The organism is Actinopolyspora alba (genome assembly GCF_900112765.1).
GTDB classification, from domain to species: Bacteria; Actinomycetota; Actinomycetes; order Mycobacteriales; family Pseudonocardiaceae; genus Actinopolyspora; species Actinopolyspora alba.
This window is the reverse complement of record NZ_FOMZ01000009.1, coordinates 22051-38993: the sequence shown is the minus strand read 5'-3', so window position 1 is coordinate 38993 and position 16943 is coordinate 22051. Positions and strand designations below refer to the sequence as shown.

Genomic DNA, 16943 nt, shown 5'->3' with positions numbered 1-16943 from the left:
CTGTGCTAGGGTAACCGGACAAAGCTAACCTTACCCCTTACGTGGAGGTGGTCGGAATGATCACACGGACCTCGTCGGAACCGTGGGCACTCTCCCAGCGGATTCGCGTCTCGGGTGGCGAAGTGGCCGCCGACGTGTTCGGCGACGGACCTCCCGTGGTGCTGGTGCACGGCGCGCCGTCCTGGTCCTATCTGTGGCGTGGCGTCGTGCCCTCGCTGGCTCGGAACCACACCGTGTACGTATGGGACTTGCCGGGATTCGGCGATTCCCGGCTCGCCCCCGGCGTGTGGCCCTCCATCGAGCTGCAGGCACGGACCCTGGCCGAGCTGGTGGACCACTGGGGACTCGGTGAACCCGGCCTGGTCGGGCACGACATCGGTGGGGGAATCGTGATGCGGGCCCACCTGATCGAACAGGTCCCCACCCGAGGAATCGCCCTGCTGGACGCCGCTGTTCTCGGCCCGTGGAACACCCCGTTCACCGAACATCAGCAACGCTACCCGCAGGCCTACCGCACGATGCCCGAGGACGTCTTCACCGACGTCATCGACAAACGCCTTCGCAGCGCCTGCCACCGGCAAATGTCCGAGGAAGTGGCAGAAGCCTACCTGTCCCAGTGGTCCGGACAGGCGGGACAGAACCGCTGGATCGACCAGGTCGTCAGCGTCAGCTTCGACGACACCCGCGAGGCAGTGGCCAAACTGGACCGGGTCACAGCCCCCACCCTGGTCCTGTGGGGCGAACAGGACCAATGGCTGAGCACCACCACGGGCGACCGTCTCGCCGCCGCCATCCCCGGCGCACAACGCGCAAACATCACAGCAGCCGGACACTTCGTGGCCGAGGACAACCCGAACGACACCGCCGACGCACTACTACGATTCTTCGGTTAACGGCCCACAGCCACGTGAGAAGACCACGGCCGAGAACCACCGGATCCTCGACGACTCCCGTACGACATCACCGGGACACCAACCGGTCGCCCTCTCGAACGATCTCCCGCTGATCGATCGGTGGGATCCCGCTCAGGCGGCGTAGCCGAACCGGCTGAGTCGGTGGGCTGACTACCGCTGCTCGCGGTGTCCAGCTACCGGATCGTTTCCCGGTTCCGCTGTCCACTGACGTCTCCGGGACGTTCGACGGGCAGCCCTTCCGCTGACGCCGACAACGCACGGAAAATGCGGGACTCACTCCGGGAGAAGCGACGAAACGGGCATCAAGGTCGCTGTCAGAGGCGGAGCCGTCGACTTGATGGACCCCTCGCGGGCATGCCGGGCGGTGCGCCGCTCCCTGGGCGTGACCTGGCCTCGGCATACTTGTGCATCACCCACGTGGTTACCGCCCGAAGGCCACCCGGTGCAGCTCGGCGAGGTAGTCCTCGAAGCGGGACCGTCCCTGCTGGGACAACCGAACTCTGGTGATGGTGTTCCGGTGGCGCTGCACCTTTTTGATCTCGATCAGCTCCTCACGGTGCAACACACCCAGTTGACGGGACAGTTCGGCAGTGGTGATTTCCAGGCCGCGTTGCAGGTCGCCGAAGTCGGCGGCCTGCACGTGCCGCAGCGCTCCGAGGATCGCCAGCCGCACCGGTGAGTGCAGAATGGTCGGAAGCGCTTCGCGGGGGTCTCGGGCCGTGCTCATCGGCGCCACCGTGCACCGATGAAAACAGCCAGCATCACAGCGGCTACCGCCGAAGCGACCCAGGCGGATGTCCCACTGGAGCCATCGGACCAGAGCAATTCGGATACGGGGAACGTGCCCGCGAGCAGCGCCGCGCCCGCCAGAAGCGTGTCCACACGCCGCCACGGTGCACGCCCCGGAGCGCGCAACGCCGCCCAGTGCCACGAGAACGGAACAGCCAGGATCACCAGGGCCGCCAACAACGACCACAACAGGGGTGGATCGGATTGGATCAACCAGCTCGCACCGACACCCAGCGCACCGAGGCTGATCACCGCCAGTGCGATCTCCGCGACGCGTGGTCGCCGGTACAACGACGGGGCGCGACGGACGTTCCCCAGAGCCTGTCGTGCCTGATCTGCCATCACCGCTCCTTTCGGTTCCCAGCCAACGGATTCGATTTTCGCAACCAGTTACAAAAAACGAAACAGCGCACTGGGGTCAATCACTGCCCCACGAGCTCGTCACAGCGATCCGGCCTGCGCTCCCGTTCGAGGTGGCCGCCGCGTCCGGCCAGGGCGGGGCTGATCTGCACGCGCACCGGAGATCGAGTGCCGTGCTGACCCGGTATCGCCGCAGCTCCGACGAAGTGATCACCGACGTGCACGATGTTTTCTCAGGCGCACGGAAGGAGAAGGGTTTTCCATCGACGCGGGCTGCGCCGAACTCCGCTCTCGCGCCTGCCGGCTTCCGGAACACCGCCAATTTCTCGCGAAATTCCCGCTCAGCTGGGCGGCACGGGTAGAGGTGGGCGTCGATTTCTCGCGAAATCGTCGGGCCGTCGACGCAGTGCCGCACTCCGGCCACCCTCGCGGGTCGCATTCCGACCACCTTCGCAGGCCGAGCCCCCACCGCCCCCGCAATCGGCACCGGCGCGGGTTCTCGGGTGCGGCTCTCGCGAGGACGGTTCCGACGTTGTGTAGTAACACCCGATGTCGGGGCACCCACAGCGAGAGCCGTGCGCGAGGTTCCGCCAAGCAACCATCTAAGCAAGCCAGCGAGTTCACCCCTCCCCAGCGGGGACGAGTTCGGAGCACCCGGACCAGCAGAGGTAGTCCTCGATGACCTCGGTGTCGTCGGCGATCAAATCGTGGAAGGCGTTCTCGTCGGGTCTGTCGTGTTGATCCAGCGGCATGAGCGCGATCTGGTACATCCCGAACCGCTCCTCGGTGCGGCCGAGCACGGCCAGCGCCCATTCACGCAGCCGGGGCAAGGCTTCAGCGTCGTCGACGCGGTGCGCGGTGGGTTGGTGGTGCAGCAGTTCGGTGTATGACCCGAGTGAGTCGGGGTTGACCACCCGGTACAGGGTCATGGCGTTAGAGAACATGGTTGTCTCCTGATGCGTGGTGTTCGGATCGTTCGGGCCGGTGGTAGGGGCATTCGCGGGGGCCGAGCGGGTCGAGGTGCAGGTACAGCTCCCCGCTGGTGGTGAGGATCAGCGCGTCGAGGGGGTAGCCCCGTGAGAGCAGGTGGTCGCCGCAGCTGTCCCGCGACTCGGTATCGGATGGGGCAGGGCCGGTGGCGGTGTTGCATTGCACCGCCACCGCCTCGCTGCGGTAGCGCTGCACGGTTCCGGCCAGCCAGGCCGCCGCGGCCTGCGGCGTGAACAACACCGCCACCGGCCGCCGCCCACGGCGAGACCTGGAACAACTGGCCCGCAGATCCACATGGGCGTGCCAGTGCAACGCCAGGTCCTGCCAAGCGCTCGGCGGCGGAGTCACCGCTGCCCCACAACCGCCGCGTGGCGCGGCGCTAGCAGGTACCCGCCAAGCGCAGCGGTAGTGCGGAGCACTTCCCCGCTCGGACTTCGTAGCGAGCTGTCTCTCATGGACATGTCACCCTCTCCGTATTCAAGTCAGATCCACTGGATTTCTCTGATCCAGAGTCTTCGATCTGACCCGGACACGCAATGACACCTTCGGGCGATCCTCCGTGTCTGAACCATGAACTACTCTTGTCTCATGGTCGGATCCAAACCCGGAAATCCGCGTGCGCGCTCGCTCGGAGCTGAGCTGCGACAAGCTCGCAACGAAGCCGGAATAACCATTCGTGAGTTGGGTCGCCGACTCAACATGGGGCATGCGTGGGTAGGCCGGACAGAGCGAGGCAACCGCACGGCAACACCCGAGGACGTCACTGGGATCGCCGTAGCTTTGGGGCTATCCACGAGCGAACGCGAGCGCTTGGTTGAAGCGGCTCGCGATGCACACCACCCAAACTGGATCCATCCCGGCACACCTGGCATTCATCAGGAGCTCGTCACTCTCATCGAGTACGAACGCACCGCGAGTCGTATCGTCGAAGTCTCTCCGCTGCTGATTCCAGGGCTGTTCCAGATCGGTGACTACGCCCGTGCCGTCATGGCAGAGTCGCCGCCAGAGGAAATCGAGACTCGTGTGGCGATGCGAGCGAGTAGACGGGACATCCTCACGCGTCGAGGCGCACCCGAGGTCGAGGCGATCATCATGCAGCGAGCGATCGACGAACCCATCGCGGACGCTGTGACGATGTCCGATCAGCTGCGGCACCTGGAGAAGCTGGTCGAACTTCCGAACGTGACCATGCGCGTGCTCCCAGCGACTATGAACCGCTGGACCCCGGCACACTCCGGCGAGTTCATGCTGTTCGACTTCCCGAAAGCACCGCCTATGGTCCACTTTGAACACCTGTGTTCAGCGGTTTTCCTCACCGATGACAAAGCAGTTGAGAAGCACCGCCAGTCACTGGGTAGCCTTCGCGATGCGGCGATGAGCCCGGAGGAGACGAAGGACTTCATCGCGGACCGGGCAAGCAGCAACGAGGAGAACACATCGTGACGGAAACTGTTAAGCGCTGGAGGAAGTCCAGCAGGTCGAGCAATCACACCGCCTGCGTCGAGGTCGGCCGGGTCGGCGACGGCGCGGCGGTCCGCGACACCAAGGACCGCTCGCTCGGCTACTTCACCACCACGAGCACGCAGTGGCAGACATTCCTGGAGGCGGTGAAGACCGACCGGTTCAGCTGAGACGGCCCCGGCGACACAGCGCCTCCGCCAACACCGGAGGCGCTACCCGCGTCCCCACTCCTGCCAAGACCGAAGACACCTACCAGCGCAGCGTGCCGCGACACCCACTCACGCGGGCTCAGGAACATTCGGCTCCACCTTCTTCGCGAGCTCCAGTCCTTTGGCGCACTCATCAATCTCGTCAAAGCGACCAACTTCAAGAGCTTGAACCTGGATAAGTCCCTGGCCAGCATCAAACATCACGTTGCAGATTCGGGCCTGAGTAGAGCCCTTAGTAATTGCCGTCGCTCCGGGGCGCCCGTTCACCTTCGTCCGATCAAACTTGGCCCAATTCGATTTTTCCTCAGAAGATGAAACCGTCTGACGTTTATTTTTGATGATAGTAGCGTCAACTGGATCTCCCTCATACTTGCACGCAGGTTTCCATGGCAGCATTTCGTCGGGTTTTCCAGGAAGTTGCAATCCGAAGGACTTCAAGGTTTCCGATGAGAGAATCTCGCAAGGCTTCACACTCGCCAATACTTCCCCCGAAGGCGATTCCTCTGTGGTCTCCGAGGAACCGTCACCAGCGCCTTCACTTGGCGAACACGCGGAAGCGCTGACCAGCGCTACGCCGGCAACAATAGTCATCAATGAACGCTTCCACATGCTCACTGCGCGCCCCTCCGCAGATCCCCGGAAATCTGCTCATCGGTAGCCTGATAGTTCTTCTTCGCCTGCTCGAACAGATTCGCTTTGCGCCGCAACTCGTCAGCGAACTGTCTAAGCAGATCCGCCGCACCGGTCGAACCATTACTCGCTTTCTGACCGAACTTGGCAGCTAGCTGTTGGCCTGAGGTGTAGGCTCCCAAGCCAGGAACCTGCTGCAAACGGTCTGCCTTACCAGCAAGCGACTCAGCTTCCTCGGCTTCGCGCCTGTACACCTTGGCCGCCTCGTCGGCGGCTTGGGGTTCCATGCTCAGCCCGCCGCCGGAGATCTGCTGCTGGATCCAGGAGTTCTCGTCCCGGATCGACTGCAACGCCGCCCCAGCACCCACGAAACCGGACGCATCGGCGCTCTGCTCCGCCATCACGGCTCCCTTCACGTCCCAAGCACGCTCACCGTGCACGAGCCCGCTCACTCACGATCACCCTAGCCGAACGCCCACCCACGTTGTCCCACGATCAGCGAACCCGAGCGTGAACGCTGTCTCGCGGGGTCGAGTTCCCGACGCAGCTGATCACTCGAGTTCCGGAGCCTCCGCAACCCTCTACGTCGGTTCCGCTTCGCTGGCGCACCCGTCGATGCTCGCGGACGAAAAAGAGTTCCGTCGGAGCGGACGAGGGAAAGTAGCATCATCAACATGTCCACCAACGAGGCCGCCACGCACGGGCACAACGACGCAGCGACCGGCTCGGCGCGCCGCCCGCGCGACGTCGCCGAGCTGGTCGAGCGAATGCGGCTGGGCGTGCGGACGAAGTTCGTGTTCTTCTGGGGACATCGTCCGGAGCGGGACGGCAGTCCCGGACGGGGCTGTCTGAGTCAGTGGTGGCCCGCGCCGTTCACCGCGCACGATCGTGTCTTCGCCACCGCCGAGCACTACATGATGTGGCGCAAGGCGCGGCTGTTCGGCGACGAAGAGATGGCGGAACGAATCCTGGCCGCCGAGCACCCGCACCGCGCGAAAACACTGGGCCGCGAGGTGCGCGGCTTCGACCAACGACAGTGGGAGCGGGAACGGTTCGCCGCCGTGGTGGCGGGCAACGTGGCGAAGTTCGCCCAGCACGAGGAACCGCGCCGCTTCCTGCGCGACACCGGAGAACGGGTGCTGGTCGAGGCCAGCCCGCGCGACAGGGTGTGGGGCATCGGCCTGGCCGCCGACGACCCGGCGGCAAGCGATCCGGAGCGGTGGCCGGGACTGAACCTGCTCGGCTTCGCGCTCATGGAAGTACGCGAAACGCTGCGCGAGCGCGAGCAGGTCGACTGAACACCGCCCGGCACGCACAGCGCGGGCGCATCGAAAACGCCCCGAGGGAGCCGAGCGGGGTCGGAACGGCCCCGGGGGACAGAACCGCAGCGAAAAGCGGCGGCGGAGCGCCTTCGAATCAGCTCTCGGGGCGACCGCGTTGCTGCCGCAGCTTGCGCAGCGCCTCGTCGAGCAGTTCCATGCCGTCCTCGTCGCTGCGCCGTTCCTTGACGTAGGCGAGATGGCTCTTGTAGGGCTCGTTGCGCTTCGGCGGCGGTGGGTTCTCCCGGTCCCGCCCGGCCGGCAGCCCGCAGTGCGAGCACTCCCACGTGTCCGGAACCCGCGCGTCCATCGCGAACGAGGGCTCGGTCAGGTGCTCCTTGTCACACCAGTAGGCGACCCGCTGCCGGGGAGCCGACTCACCGCGCTCGATCTCGGCACCGCTCGGGCTCGACCCGATGCGCATGCCGCGTATCGCGTTACCACCAGTCATCCGCTTTCACCCACCGTCTCACCGTCGTTCGGGCAGACATCGTGTGGACCGAGACCGCACGAGTACGCGGCCGGGGCCACACCCCGGCCGCGCGTGCTCGTCAGGAGGCACCCATCTTGATCAGCAAGCCGGTGCCGATTATGGAGATCACCCACAGCGCGATGACGAACAACGTCATCCTGTCCAGGTTCTTCTCCGCGACGCTGGACCCGGCCAGGCTCGACTGCATCCCGCCGCCGAACAGCGAGGAGAGCCCGCCGCCCTTGGCCCGGTGCAGCAGCACGAGCAGCACCAGCAGGATGCTGGTCAGCAGGACCATGATCTGCAACAAAAGTGTCATAACGTCCTCGTTCGCACCACGGTTCGTGACAAGCCTACCGAACCGACTCGCCGCCGTGGACCACCGTTGGCATCGTAGGCTCTCGAGTTGCATCCGCCGGCTCGGTATTCCGCCGGTTCCTCGGCATTCCAGCTGCCGAACAACCGCTCTCGCAACCAGCACCGCCGCGGGTTCTCCCGCGTCACGCTCTCGCGAGGAAGGCCCGACGTTGTGTAGTAACACCCGATGTCGGGCCTCCCGGAGCGAGAGCCAGCGGGAGGTTCGCCACTGGCTGCCGGGCGGCGTCAATTTCTCGCGAAATCGCCGCGCCGCCCGGTAACCCCGGCATTTCGCGCCGGGCCCCGGACGTCGTCGGGAACGGGGTCAGGGTAGCGGTCCGCCCGCGGCCAGCGCGCTCATCTTCGCGAACTCGTCACCGTTGAGGCTGGCACCGCCGACCAGTGCGCCATCCACGTCGTCCCGGCCGACCAGATCGGCGATGTTGCTGGACTTGACCGAACCGCCGTAGAGCACGCGCACCTCCTCGGCGATCTCGGCGCCGTACTTGTCGGTCAGCGCGGCCCGCAGCGCCCCGCAGACCTCCTGGGCGTCCTCGGCGGTGGCCACCTTGCCGGTGCCGATCGCCCAGACCGGCTCGTAGGCGATCACCGCGCGCCGCACCTGCTCCTGCTTGAGCCCCTTGAGCCCCTCGATGAGCTGGTTCGTGCAGTACGAGACGTGGTCGCCCGCCTCGCGCACCTCGGAGCCCTCACCGACGCACAGGATCGGCGACATCTCGTGCTTGAGAACGGCGCGGACCTTGCGGTTGATCAGCTCGTCGGTCTCACCGTGGTGCTCGCGGCGCTCCGAGTGGCCGACGACGACGTAGTCGCAGCCGAGCTTGGCCAGCATAGGAGCCGACACGTCACCGGTGTAGGCACCGGAGTCGTGCTGCGAAACGTCCTGCGCGCCGTGCCGCAGCAGCAGCTTGTCGCCGTCGATCAGGGTCTGCACGCTGCGCAGATCGGTGAACGGCGGGATCACGGCCACCTCGACCTTGTCGAAGTACTTCTCCGGCAGGGCGAAGGCGATCTTCTGCACCAGCGCGATCGCTTCGAGGTGGTTGAGGTTCATCTTCCAGTTGCCCGCGAGCAGCGGCTGCCTGGACTTGCTCATGCCCGGCCCTCCAGTACGGCCACTCCCGGCAGGTCCTTGCCCTCCAGGAACTCCAGCGAAGCCCCACCACCGGTGGAGATGTGCGAGAACCGCCGCTCGTCCAGTCCGAGCGTGCGAACGGCGGCGGCGGAGTCGCCACCCCCCACGACGCTGAACGAGTCGGAGTCGGCGATGGCGCGCGCGACGCCCCTGGTTCCCTCGGCGAAGGCGGGGAACTCGAACACCCCGGCGGGGCCGTTCCAGAACACCGTCGCGGCCGAGCCGAGGATGTCGGCGTAGCGCTCCACGGTGCGCGGGCCGATGTCCAGGCCCTGCCAGCCCTGCGGGATGGCGTCGGACGGCACGACCTGCGTGTTGGCGTCGGCGGCGAACCGGTCGGCGGCCACGATGTCGAGCGGCAGCACCAGCTTGTCACCGTGCTCGTCGAGCAGCTGCTTCGTCGTGGCGATCTGGTCCTGCTGCAGCAGCGAGTCGCCCACCGAGTTGCCCATGGCGGCGAGGAAGGTGTAGGCCATGCCGCCGCCGATGACCAGCTGGTCCACCTTGGGCAGCAGCGCGTTGATGACGCCGAGCTTGTCGGAGACCTTGGAACCGCCGAGCACCACCACGTAGGGCCTGCGGGGGTCACCGGTCAGGGTGCGCAGCACCTCGACCTCGCTGAGCACCAGCCCACCGGCGTAGGCGGGCAACCTGGTGGCGAGATCGTAGACCGAGGCCTGCTTGCGGTGCACCACTCCGAAACCGTCCGAGACGAAGGCGGCACCGGTTCCGACCAGTTCGACCAGGGCATCGGCGAGTTGACCGCGCTCGGCGTCGTCCTTGCTGGTCTCACGCGGGTCGAAGCGCACGTTCTGCAGTACCGCGACGCCGCCGTCGGCCAGTCCGCCGACCACCTGGTGCGCCGAGCCGCCGACCACGTCCTCGGCCAGCGCGACCTCGGAGCCCAGCAGCTCACCGAGCCTGCGCGCCACCGGGGCGAGCGTGTAGCGGTCGTCCGGAGCACCGTCCGGCCTGCCGAGATGCGCGGTGAGCACCACGCGGGCGCCCGCGCCGGTCAACTTCTCGATCGTCGGCAGGGCGGCCCGGACCCGGCCGTCGTCGGTGATGGTTTCGCCGTCCAGCGGGACGTTCAGGTCGGCACGCACCAGGACGTACCTGCCCCGAACCCCCTCGCCGAGCAAGTCGTCGAGATTCTTCAAGCCTGTTGCTCCTCGCCGGGAATCACAAGATGTGAGGGGTCACAAGGGGTGATGGGACAATTCGGCCCCCGGGCGGGGTCGCCCGGGGGCCGCTGGAGATCAGGAGAGCTTGGACCCCACGAGGTCGGCCAGGTCGACCAGGCGGTTGGAGTAGCCCCACTCGTTGTCGTACCAGCCGACGATCTTGACCTCGTTGCCGATGACCTTGGTCAGCGGGGCGTCGAAGATCGTCGAGGCGGGGTCGCCCTCGATGTCGCTGGACACGATCGGGTCCTCGCTGTAGCGGAGGATGCCCTTGAGCTGACCGTCGGCGGCCGCCGCCTTGAACGCCTCGTTGACCTGCTCCTCGGTGGGGTTGGTCTTGAGGCTGGCGGTCAGGTCGGTGACCGAACCGGTCGGGACCGGCACGCGCATGGCGTAACCGTCGAGCTTGCCGTTGAGCTCGGGCAGCACCAGGCCGATCGCCTTGGCCGCACCGGTGCTGGTGGGGATCACGTTGACGGCCGCCGCGCGCGCCCTGCGCAGGTCCTTGTGCGGACCGTCCTGCAGGTTCTGGTCGGCGGTGTAGGCGTGCACCGTGGTCATCATGCCCTGCTCGATGCCGAAGCTGTCGTTGAGGACCTTCGCCATCGGGGCCAGGCAGTTGGTGGTGCACGAGGCGTTGGACAGCACGGTCTGGGTGCCGTCGTAGGAGTCGTCGTTCACACCGAGCACGACGGTGAGGTCCTCTCCCTTGGCCGGGGCCGAGACGATGACCTTCTTCGCGCCGCCCTCGTCCACGTGCTTGCGGGCGTCCTCGGCCTGGGTGAACAGTCCGGTGGACTCGACCACGACGTCGACACCGAGGTCCCCCCACGGCAGCTTGCCCGGATCCTTCTCGGCGAGGATCTTGATGGTCTTGCCGCCGACCTTGATCCCCTCGTCGGTCACGCTGACCTCTTCGGGAACCTGGCCGAGCACGCTGTCGTACTTGAGCAGGTGCGCCATGGTTGCGACGTCGCCCAGGTCATTGGCGGCCACGACCTCGATATCGTGCTTGCTGGCAACTGCCGCACGCCAGAAGTTGCGTCCGATCCGGCCGAAGCCATTGATACCTACGCGAACGGTCACGCCGATCTCTCCTCGCGACTTACCCTGCCGAGTCGTCGGCAGGTGGCGGTCATATGGACTCGTCATCGACCCTATCGCCCGACTCGCCCCGGTTACGAACTCGGGAGACGCCACACCAAGGCGTCGCCGCGCCACTCATCGGCCCGTGGGCCGACGGGCCGCGGAGTCACCCCGGGACGAACGGCCGCCCGACATCGAATTTCCCACTCCACGGGACGGGCCGATCCGGACGGAACCGATGGGAAACACGACTGTAACGATTCACAAACATCGGTGGAAAATCACTTCCACGGGTGACGAAAAGCCGCACCGGAAGGCACCCGCACCACCGGCGCTCACCCGAAAGCATCATACGACGTGACTTCGCGCGGGCGAAACCGAACTCCGTCGAACCGCTGCCGAGGTGTCACTGCCGACGAATCGCGGCCGGCGAATCGAAGGTTCACCGGCCGCGGGAGTCGATCGACGAGCTCTGCGGTGCCGCTCTCCTGTCGGTAGCTCTCCTGCCGGTGACTCTCCGGTCAGTCGGGCTGTTCCTCGCGGAGCATTCCGTCCACACCGGACTCGAGCAGTTCGGCGGTCACCGCCGACTCGGTGTCGGGCAGGTTCAGCTCCCTGGCCCGTTTGTCGGCCATCGCCAGCAGTCGCCGGATCCGACCGGCCACGGCGTCCTTGGTCATCGGCGGATCGGCGAGCTGACCGAGCTCCTCCAACGACGCCTGCCGGTGCGCGAGCCGGAGCCTGCCAGCCACCAGCAGGTGTTCCGGAACGGAGCTGCCGAGCAGCTCCAGGCCGCGTTCCACCCGCGCGGCGGAGGCCACGGCGGCACGCGCGGAACGCCGCAGGTTGGCGTCGTCGAAATTGGCCAGTCGGTTGGCCGTGGCGCGCACCTCGCGGCGCACTCGACGCTCCTCCCAGGTCATCACGCTGTTGTGCGCGCCGAGCCGGGTGAGCAGCGCCCCGATGGCGTCGCCGTCGCGGACCACGACCCGGTCGGTGCCGCGCACCTCGCGGGAACGCGCCTGGACCTCGAGTCGACGGGCCGCCCCGACCAGTGCCAACGCGGCCTCCGGTCCGGGGCAGGTGACCTCCATCGCCGAGGAGCGGCCGGGTTCGGTCAGCGAGCCGTGCGCCAGGAACGCGCCCCGCCAGGCGGACTCCGCGTCGCACACGCCGCCCGAGACCACGTGCGAGGGCAGTCCACGCACCGGGCGGCCGCGCGGGTCGAGCAAGCCGGTCTGCCGGGCCAGTCCCTCACCGTCGCGTACGACACGCACCACGTAGCGGGTTCCCTTGCGGAGTCCACCGGAGGTGATCACGTGCACATCGGAGTGATAGCCGTAGAGCTCGTGCAGCTCGCGCCGCAACCTGCGCGCGGTGGAACCGGAGTCGAGTTCGGCCTCCACCACCACACGCCCGCCGACGAGGTGCAGCCCGCCCGCGAAACGCAGCAGCGAGGACACCTCGGCTCTGCGGCAGCACGCCTTGGTCGTCGGCAACCTGCTCAGTTCGTCTTTGACCGCCGCGGTCATAGCCACCGGTCCGTCCTCCTCTCCAGTGCGGCTTTCAGACTCGCCGCGAGAGCATCCGGTTCGTGCTTCGCCGAACCGGGTGCGGCAGCGACTCGATCAAGCAAAGTCTGCGCACCAAGTCCGGTTGCCGCAGCACGAAGCCGATCGGGCGTCGGTACCGATTCCGAATCGGCCAATACCGCGTCTACCCGCAGTTTTGGCTCGTGTTCGGAGATCACGTCCAGATGTTGTTCCGGTGAGAAGTCCGCTGTTTCACCCGGTTGCGGGACAAGATTGAGTACCACGATCCGCTGAGCAGAAGTGTTGACCAACGCGTCGCGCAGCTCGGGAACCAGCAGGTGCGGCAGCACGCTGGTGAACCAGGAACCGGGTCCCAGCAGCACCACGTCGGCGTCCAGCACCGCCCGAACCGCCTCGGGAGCGGCACGCGGCTCGTGCGGCTGCCCGTTGACCGCGTTGAGCCGAACCCGGCGCACCCGGCCCGGAGTACTGGCGATGGCCACCTGCCCCCGGATAGTGCGCACCGCGGCGGGATCCTCGTCCAGCCCGGTGACATCCGCCTCCATGTCCAACGGCTCCGCGGACATAGGCAGCACGCGCCCCTGAACGTCCAGCAGTCGGCACGCCTCGTCCAGCACGGCTATCGGATCGCCCAGGACATCCAACAACCCTGCGAACAGCAGATTGCCGACCGCGTGTCCCGCCAGCGCGCCGTTGCCACCGAAGCGGTGCTCGAACAGCCGCGCCCAGGTGTGGCCCGTCCCGGAGTCGGCCGCCAGCGCCGACAGCGCCTTGCGGAGATCACCCGGTGGCAGCATGCCGAGCTCGCGACGCAACCTGCCCGAGGAACCACCGTCGTCGGCGACGGTCACCACGGCCGTGATGTCGGTGGTTATCCGCCGCAACGCGGCGAGGCTCACCTGCAGCCCCCGTCCGCCCCCGAGGGCGACGGCTCGCGGCCGGTCCGGCCACGTGGTCGTATCACTGGTCTCCACGCTGCTCCCTTCGCACCCTCGGGCGGACCGGTCGGGAACCCGGTGGTGGACCGGGTTCGCGGGCCACGCCGAGCACTTCACCGCGGATCACGATCGGGCGACACACGAGACAGCTACACACGAGACAGTGAGGTGTGACGTGCTCATCGCCCGGGACGTGGCGATCCCCGAACGTCCCCCGGCCCCGACCGGCCCGGGAAGCCGGGAGGCGACCGCGGTGGGACGCTCACTCGCGTCCCAGATCACGGTGCACCGTCTTGACGGTCATCCCGTCGTCGTCGGAAAGTCGTCGGGCCAGCTCCTCGGTGAGCACCACGCTGCGGTGCTTGCCACCGGTGCAGCCCATCGCCAGGGTCAGGTAGCGCTTGCCCTCGCGCTGGTAGCCGGTCCCCACCAGCCGCAACAACCGCTGGTAGTTGTCGAGGAACTCCTCGGCCCCTTCCTGCCCCAGCACGTAGTTGCGCACCTCGTCGTCGTTGCCGTTGAATTCGCGCAACTCCGGTATCCAGAACGGGTTGGGCAGGAACCGGCAGTCCATGACCAGATCGGCGTCCATCGGCAGGCCGTACTTGTAACCGAAGGACAGCACGGTCACCTGCGTTCTGGTCCCCGCCTCGGTGCCGAACGCGTCCTCGATCTTGGTCCGCAGCTGGTGCACCGACAACCCCGTGGTGTCCAGCACGAGATCGGCCTCGGCACGGAGCTTGGACAGCAGCGAACGCTCGGCGGCGATGCCGTCGGCGAGTCTGCCCTGGCCCTGCAGCGGATGACCACGCCGGACCTGTTCGAACCGGCGGACCAGCACCTCGTCGGTCGCTTCGAGGAACAGCACTTTCGGCTTGTAGCCGCGCGCGTCGAGATCCTTGATCACCGAACCGAGATCCTCGGTGAACGCCCGGCTGCGGACATCCATGACCACGGCCACCCGGGTTATGGCGTCGCTGGAACGCGCGCCGAGTTCGACCATGGTCGAGATCAGTTCGGGTGGCAGGTTGTCCACCACGAACCAGCCCAGATCCTCCAGGCACTTCGCGGCGGTGCTGCGGCCCGCCCCGGACAAACCGCTGACGACCGCCACCTCGATGCCGCCGTGTTCTTCGGTCACTGTTCAACCCCCTGCGGTACCGTCGCCGTCCCTCGTGGCGTCCGATTCGGATCTCCGGGCGCCGTCCGTCGGTTCCGCGACGGTGCTGGAAATGTTCCTTCCCTGTGAGTCGTCGAGATCCGACGACTCGTCCACCTTTCCCATGGCCCCGGTTCCGGTGGCTTCGTTCGCCGCGGTTTCGGCCCCCGCTGCTTCCGATCCCGCTACATCCGACCCCGCTGTGTTCGATCCCGCCGTGTTCGATACCGCCGCATCCGATGCGGCTCCGTTCCCCGCCGCACCGGACAACGCGCCGTGCACCGCTTCGGCCGTTCGCCTGCCGAAACCCGGTACGGCGCTGATCTCCTCGATCGTGGCAGCACGGATCTTGCGCAGCGAGCCGAAGTGCTTGAGCAACGCCTTCTTCTTGACCTGCCCCAGCCCCGGCACGGCGTCCAGCTCGGAGTCGGTCATCCGCTTGGAGCGCTGCTTGCGGTGGTAGGCGACCGCGAACCGGTGCGCCTCGTCCCGGACCCGCTGCAGCAGGTAGAGCGCCTCGCTGGTGCGGGAGAGGACCAGCGGCTCCGGTTCGGCGGGCAGCCACACCTCCTCCAGGCGTTTGGCCAGCCCGATGACGGCCACATCGGTGATACCGAGCTCGGCCAGCTCGTCGGCGGCGGCGTTGACCTGCGGCGCCCCACCGTCGACCACCAGCAGATTGGGCGGGTAGGCGAACTTGCGGGGCTTGCCGGTCTCGGGATCCACTCCAGGGGGCTGCTCGCTCCCGGCGGAATCGAGTACCACGCTCTCCCCCGTGCCGTCGCTCTCCCCGGCGCGGTCACCAACCTCGGCACCATCGCTCACCTCACCCGCTGCGGTGCCCGTGTCCACGACGGTGCCCGCCGCGGCGACAGCGTCCGCATCGGCGGCCTCCGCCGAAGAGGCAGGCGCCCGCTCGGGCTGTTCGGCGCCGGTCTCGCGCAGGTACCGGTTGAACCTGCGATGAACCACCTCGGCCATGGCGGCGGTATCCCCGCCGTCTCCACCACCCCGCACGGAGAACCGACGGTACTCGGACTTGCGCGCCACCCCGTCCTCGAAGACGACCAGCGAGGCGACCACATCGCTGCCCTGCACGTGGCTGACGTCCACGCACTCGATCCGCAGCGGCGCGCTGTCCAACCCGAGCGACTCCTGCAGCTCCTGCAACGCGGCCGATCGGGCGCTGATGTCACCCGCCCTGCGCAACTTGTACTGCTTGAACGCCTCCTGCGCGTTGGCGCGCACCGTCTCCAGCAGCGTTCGCTTGTCACCCCGCTGCGGGACACGCAGTCCGACCTTGCTGCCGCGCAACCTCCCGAGCCACTGCGCCACCGCCTCGGAGTCCTCCGGCAGCTCGGGGACCAGCACCTCGCGGGGAACCGGGGTGCCGCCCGCGTCCGCCTGATCCGCCAGCGCGGCCTGCTCGCCGTAGAACTGGGTGAGGAACTGCTCGACCAGTTCGGAGGTCTCGGTGCGCTCCACCTTGTCGATGACCCAGCCGCGCTGGCCGCGCACCCGACCGCCACGCACGTGGAACACCTGCACCGCGGCGGCGAGCTCGTCCTCGGCGAAGGCCGCCACGTCGGCGTCGGTGCCGTCACCGAGCACCACGGCCTGCTTCTCCATCGCGCGACGCAACGCCTCCAGGTCGTCGCGCAGCCTCGCGGCACGCTCGAAGTCCAGCTGCTCGGAGGCCTGCTCCATCCGCTCCCGCAGCCTGCGCGTGATCGCGTCGGTGCGACCGGACAGGAAGTCGCAGAACTCGTCCACGATGCGGCGGTGCTCGTCGGCCTCCACCCTGCCCACGCAGGGGGCCGAGCACTTGTCGATGTAGCCGAGCAGGCAGGGCCTGCCCATCTGGGCGTGGCGCTTGAACACGTTGTTGGAGCAGGTGCGGGCGGGAAACACCCGCAGCAGCGTGTCGAGGGTGTCGCGGATCGCCCAGGCGTGCGCGTAGGGCCCGAAGTAGCGCACGCCCTTGCGCCGGGGACCGCGATAGACGTGCAGCCGTGGGAACTCCTCGTGCAGCGTGACCGCCAACACCGGGTAGGACTTGTCGTCGCGGTATCGGACGTTGAAGCGGGGGTCGAACTCCTTGATCCAGGAGTACTCCAGCTGCAACGCCTCCACCTCGGTGTTGACCACGGTCCAGTGCACCCCGGTGGCGGTGGTCACCATCTGGCGGGTGCGCGGATGCAGCGCGGAGAGATCGGCGAAGTAGTTGGAGAGCCTGCTGCGCAGGCTCTTCGCCTTGCCGACGTAGATCACGCGGCCTTCGCCGTCGTGGAAGCGGTACACGCCCGGGGAGTCCGGGATGGTTCCGGGAGCTGGTCGGTAGGTGGACGGATCGGCCACACCCCCAG

At 67.2% G+C, this 16943-nt stretch carries 19 protein-coding genes; 4 read left to right on the top strand and 15 right to left on the bottom strand.

Annotated features, from left to right (window positions below; all coding sequences use genetic code 11):
• The first annotated feature begins 56 nt into the window (after positions 1-56).
• Entirely contained in the window at positions 57-893 is an 837-nt protein-coding gene (locus BM150_RS14620; protein ID WP_092928030.1) for an alpha/beta fold hydrolase, read from the top strand.
• Positions 894-1335: 442 nt separating this feature from the next.
• Here BM150_RS14620 and BM150_RS14615 read toward each other — a convergent pair whose 3' ends face one another.
• The 4 genes from BM150_RS14615 to BM150_RS14600 form a co-directional block, all read right to left on the bottom strand.
• Entirely contained in the window at positions 1336-1641 is a 306-nt protein-coding gene (locus BM150_RS14615; RefSeq protein ID WP_217641653.1) for a transcriptional regulator, read from the bottom strand.
• Positions 1638-2045 carry a hypothetical protein gene (locus BM150_RS14610; protein WP_092927839.1) on the bottom strand — a complete coding sequence of 136 codons (408 nt, stop codon included), beginning with the start codon at positions 2043-2045 and terminating at the stop codon, positions 1638-1640. The genes BM150_RS14615 and BM150_RS14610 overlap by 4 nt, the downstream gene beginning before the upstream one ends.
• 638 nt (positions 2046-2683) lie before the next feature.
• On the bottom strand, positions 2684-3007 hold the full coding sequence (locus tag BM150_RS14605) for a hypothetical protein (protein ID WP_092927838.1): 324 nt from the start codon (positions 3005-3007) through the stop codon (positions 2684-2686).
• Positions 2997-3401: a hypothetical protein gene (locus BM150_RS14600; RefSeq protein WP_139219539.1), complete on the bottom strand. Its 405-nt coding sequence runs from the start codon at positions 3399-3401 to the stop codon at positions 2997-2999. Before BM150_RS14600 ends, BM150_RS14605 begins: the two co-directional genes overlap by 11 nt.
• A gap of 240 nt (positions 3402-3641) precedes the next feature.
• Between BM150_RS14600 and BM150_RS14595 the strand changes: the two genes are divergently transcribed.
• Together BM150_RS14595 and BM150_RS14590 are read left to right on the top strand one after the other, a co-directional pair.
• The gene (locus BM150_RS14595) at positions 3642-4496 is read left to right on the top strand and encodes a helix-turn-helix domain-containing protein (RefSeq protein ID WP_092927836.1); all 855 of its coding nucleotides are present in this window, start codon (positions 3642-3644) and stop codon (positions 4494-4496) included.
• Complete coding sequence (locus BM150_RS14590) at positions 4493-4684, top strand: DUF397 domain-containing protein (RefSeq protein WP_092927835.1); 192 nt, start codon at positions 4493-4495, stop codon at positions 4682-4684. Before BM150_RS14595 ends, BM150_RS14590 begins: the two co-directional genes overlap by 4 nt.
• Positions 4685-4792: 108 nt before the next feature.
• Here the strand turns inward: BM150_RS14590 and BM150_RS14585 are convergent, their stop codons facing one another.
• Positions 4793-5314, bottom strand: coding sequence for a DUF3558 domain-containing protein (locus BM150_RS14585; RefSeq protein WP_092928028.1), 522 nt, complete (start codon positions 5312-5314; stop codon positions 4793-4795).
• 20 nt (positions 5315-5334) lie between these two features.
• Positions 5335-5754 carry a hypothetical protein gene (locus BM150_RS14580; protein WP_092928027.1) on the bottom strand — a complete coding sequence of 140 codons (420 nt, stop codon included), beginning with the start codon at positions 5752-5754 and terminating at the stop codon, positions 5335-5337.
• A gap of 366 nt (positions 5755-6120) precedes the next feature.
• On the opposite strand from BM150_RS14580, the gene BM150_RS14575 reads away from it, so the two are divergent.
• A complete protein-coding gene (locus BM150_RS14575) occupies positions 6121-6651 on the top strand; it encodes a riboflavin biosynthesis intermediates N-glycosidase (RefSeq protein WP_092928026.1) in 531 nt (176 codons plus the stop codon).
• Positions 6652-6769: 118 nt separating this feature from the next.
• Here BM150_RS14575 and BM150_RS14570 read toward each other — a convergent pair whose 3' ends face one another.
• From BM150_RS14570 to uvrC, 9 genes are all read right to left on the bottom strand, one after another.
• Positions 6770-7123 carry an RNA polymerase-binding protein RbpA gene (locus BM150_RS14570; protein WP_092927834.1) on the bottom strand — a complete coding sequence of 118 codons (354 nt, stop codon included), beginning with the start codon at positions 7121-7123 and terminating at the stop codon, positions 6770-6772.
• 100 nt (positions 7124-7223) lie between these two features.
• Positions 7224-7463: a preprotein translocase subunit SecG gene (gene secG / locus BM150_RS14565; protein ID WP_092627637.1), complete on the bottom strand. Its 240-nt coding sequence runs from the start codon at positions 7461-7463 to the stop codon at positions 7224-7226.
• A 363-nt stretch (positions 7464-7826) separates the two neighbouring features.
• A complete protein-coding gene (tpiA, locus tag BM150_RS14560) occupies positions 7827-8618 on the bottom strand; it encodes a triose-phosphate isomerase (RefSeq protein WP_092927833.1) in 792 nt (263 codons plus the stop codon).
• Positions 8615-9817, bottom strand: coding sequence for a phosphoglycerate kinase (locus BM150_RS14555; RefSeq protein WP_092927832.1), 1203 nt, complete (start codon positions 9815-9817; stop codon positions 8615-8617). The genes tpiA and BM150_RS14555 overlap by 4 nt, the downstream gene beginning before the upstream one ends.
• Before the next feature lie 99 nt (positions 9818-9916).
• A complete protein-coding gene (gene gap, locus BM150_RS14550) occupies positions 9917-10927 on the bottom strand; it encodes a type I glyceraldehyde-3-phosphate dehydrogenase (protein WP_092927831.1) in 1011 nt (336 codons plus the stop codon).
• 521 nt (positions 10928-11448) lie between these two features.
• Positions 11449-12465, bottom strand: a complete 1017-nt coding sequence (whiA, locus tag BM150_RS14545) for a DNA-binding protein WhiA (protein ID WP_092927830.1) — start codon at positions 12463-12465, stop codon at positions 11449-11451.
• Positions 12456-13454, bottom strand: coding sequence for a gluconeogenesis factor YvcK family protein (locus BM150_RS14540; protein ID WP_092927829.1), 999 nt, complete (start codon positions 13452-13454; stop codon positions 12456-12458). Before BM150_RS14540 ends, whiA begins: the two co-directional genes overlap by 10 nt.
• 226 nt (positions 13455-13680) lie before the next feature.
• Positions 13681-14559: an RNase adapter RapZ gene (rapZ, locus tag BM150_RS14535; protein WP_092927828.1), complete on the bottom strand. Its 879-nt coding sequence runs from the start codon at positions 14557-14559 to the stop codon at positions 13681-13683.
• A gap of 3 nt (positions 14560-14562) precedes the next feature.
• Positions 14563-16935: an excinuclease ABC subunit UvrC gene (uvrC, locus tag BM150_RS14530; protein ID WP_245755501.1), complete on the bottom strand. Its 2373-nt coding sequence runs from the start codon at positions 16933-16935 to the stop codon at positions 14563-14565.
• Positions 16936-16943 lie beyond the last annotated feature (8 nt).

Excerpts from the sequence above, each read along its gene's own strand:
- BM150_RS14620 (WP_092928030.1), top strand. The coding sequence starts at position 57 with ATGATCACACGGACCTCGTCGGAACCGTGGGCACTCTCCCAGCGGATT.
- BM150_RS14615 (WP_217641653.1), bottom strand. The coding sequence starts at position 1,641 with ATGAGCACGGCCCGAGACCCCCGCGAAGCGCTTCCGACCATTCTGCAC.
- BM150_RS14610 (WP_092927839.1), bottom strand. The coding sequence starts at position 2,045 with ATGGCAGATCAGGCACGACAGGCTCTGGGGAACGTCCGTCGCGCCCCG.
- BM150_RS14605 (WP_092927838.1), bottom strand. The coding sequence starts at position 3,007 with ATGTTCTCTAACGCCATGACCCTGTACCGGGTGGTCAACCCCGACTCA.
- BM150_RS14595 (WP_092927836.1), top strand. The coding sequence starts at position 3,642 with ATGGTCGGATCCAAACCCGGAAATCCGCGTGCGCGCTCGCTCGGAGCT.
- BM150_RS14585 (WP_092928028.1), bottom strand. The coding sequence starts at position 5,314 with ATGACTATTGTTGCCGGCGTAGCGCTGGTCAGCGCTTCCGCGTGTTCG.
- BM150_RS14580 (WP_092928027.1), bottom strand. The coding sequence starts at position 5,754 with ATGGCGGAGCAGAGCGCCGATGCGTCCGGTTTCGTGGGTGCTGGGGCG.
- BM150_RS14575 (WP_092928026.1), top strand. The coding sequence starts at position 6,121 with ATGCGGCTGGGCGTGCGGACGAAGTTCGTGTTCTTCTGGGGACATCGT.
- BM150_RS14570 (WP_092927834.1), bottom strand. The coding sequence starts at position 7,123 with ATGACTGGTGGTAACGCGATACGCGGCATGCGCATCGGGTCGAGCCCG.
- secG (WP_092627637.1), bottom strand. The coding sequence starts at position 7,463 with ATGACACTTTTGTTGCAGATCATGGTCCTGCTGACCAGCATCCTGCTG.
- tpiA (WP_092927833.1), bottom strand. The coding sequence starts at position 8,618 with ATGAGCAAGTCCAGGCAGCCGCTGCTCGCGGGCAACTGGAAGATGAAC.